Here is a 1,943-nt window from a genome sequence, read left to right as displayed (position 1 = left end):
CAAGTTAGTTTCATTTTTAATGTTTTTAATATCGCTGTAAAATTCTTTAACCTCCTTATATTCTGCATTCGAAACCTCTTTTTTAATCCCACGGATTAAACCCAATGGCTTATTGTATTTAAAATATATATCCTGCATTGTTTCGTATTTTTTCATATACGATTTATTGTTTAGTTTATATATTCCGTTTTTATTTTCGATTGGTGTTATAAAGGCGTGAATGTGTGGAGTTTGCTCGTCCAAGTGTAAAACTGCATTAATTGCATTTTCCCCATATTCACTTTGCAAATATTCCATTTGAACTTTAATCCAATCCTCCAATTTTTTGTTATTTTCAAAAAATTCTGGGGAAGCTGTTAATACTAATTCATTACAAATAACAGAAGTAGAATTTCGAGCTTTAACATTGGTTGCTTGAAACCTTGCATTAATATCAGTCCTTAAATCACCAGAACCGATTAAAATTCGGTTTTGGGATTTAAGGTTAGGATCTGCATTATGTGTTTTCCTCAATCGCATATTGTGAGAATTTTTCCCGGCGATTGAAGTATTTTTTGTTTTTTCCACTCTTAAAATTGCATAAGCCATATTCGAAAACCTCCCGTTAAAAGCAGTAAGGTTTTTTTCTTTTTGGCCCCTGCCAGGCTCACACCGAGAAATCTCGGTATAGTGAGTATACCTTTCTGCAAAATTGAAAATCTATAAATACATCTACAATAAAAAAAACAAAAGTCAACGGATCAATCCCTCGCAAGGGAAAATTAAAATTTCCCCTTACTCACGATTTCCAATAAAAGAAAAAAGACAGAACGCTGAGCAAGTCAAAATTTTAATTTTGGCTTGTGAAGGGTTGACCAAGCGAAGCGCGGTAGGGAAATCTGCGCAGATTGCTTATGTATTGCCCGGAACGGGAAACGTCTGTTGTAGCGGTAGCGAAAACACATCTCCCGGAAGGGGGTTTTCTTTTGCGTAGCCTGGCAAGTTCTGCAGATAGGGCTGGGACTAGGTTGAATCCTCTTAGATCTTATATTTCTTATATTCTTAAGGGGTCTGTAACCCCCGTAAAACCTAACGGTCTAGTCTCTCACATGTAAAAAAATTCTCTCCTGAGAGAATTTATTCTCTCCTGAGTTACTAATAGTCTCTCCTGAGTTACTATTTGTATCGTTTTTTTTTGAAAAAACGAGAAAATATTTAGTTTAGCTCTCTTGACTAGTTTCAAAAATCTGTTAAAAAATGAGAAAACGAGTCTCATCGAGTGAGAAAAAACCCGTTTAAAAAATATACAAATTAAACTAAAAGAGAGGTGTTTATGAAAAAGAAAAATAATATAGAGTATTTACAGTTAAACAATGCTGAAAATAGTGAGGATTTTGATATTGAACACAAGAAAAATCCTTTCGTGTTCAATATGGAAATTGATACTAAAAAGAAAAAGCTAACTGTTGATCGAGGTTCTGAATTAGAAACCGAAGAAGGAGTTTTTACTACAACAATTTCACAAATCCAAGAAGTAGATAAAGAGGAATTTTTAAAGCTGTTTACTGGTCAAATTAAATTCTATTTCGATTTGACTCAAACAGGGTTTAAATTATTTTTCTTGATTATGGGTATTTACCAAAAGCAAATCGGCGGTGACGAAATTTACTTAAATTTCGAAACAGCAAAGGAAGAAGCTGAAAAATATGATTATACTATTTCAAAAGCTGTTTATTATCGCGGATTAAAAGAACTATTAGAAAAGAAAATGATCGCAAAGTCTGTTAAGAAATACATATTTTATATAAATCCTGCAATTGTATTTAATGGCGATCGTGCAAGGTTTGTTAAAGAGATCCGAATTAAGGAAGAAGAAAAACAAAGAGAAGCAGATTTAAAAAGCATTAATGAAAGATTGGATCGATATGCTTAAAAAACCAAAACCCAACGGGAAATTTTTCACT

The 1,943-nt window shown here is 32.9% G+C and carries 2 protein-coding genes; one reads left to right on the top strand and one right to left on the bottom strand.

The genetic code is table 11. The features are described 5' to 3' along the window. The coding region (mobV, locus tag N6G83_RS54265) for a MobV family relaxase (RefSeq protein ID WP_260524426.1) at positions 1-588 on the bottom strand (588 nt) is incomplete at its 3' end. Between the two features lie 724 nt (positions 589-1,312). On the opposite strand from mobV, the gene N6G83_RS54260 reads away from it, so the two are divergent. Beyond that, positions 1,313-1,912 (top strand): hypothetical protein, encoded by a 600-nt coding sequence (locus N6G83_RS54260; RefSeq protein WP_052685777.1) that lies wholly within the window; start codon positions 1,313-1,315, stop codon positions 1,910-1,912. The last annotated feature ends 31 nt before the right edge of the window (positions 1,913-1,943 follow it).

The organism is Serratia sp. PL7, from assembly GCF_945957435.1.
This window is presented reverse-complemented; position numbering and strand designations above follow the sequence as displayed.

Bases quoted from the DNA above. Each gene is read 5' to 3' on its own strand.
- N6G83_RS54260 (WP_052685777.1), top strand. From the start codon at position 1,313: ATGAAAAAGAAAAATAATATAGAGTATTTACAGTTAAACAATGCTGAA.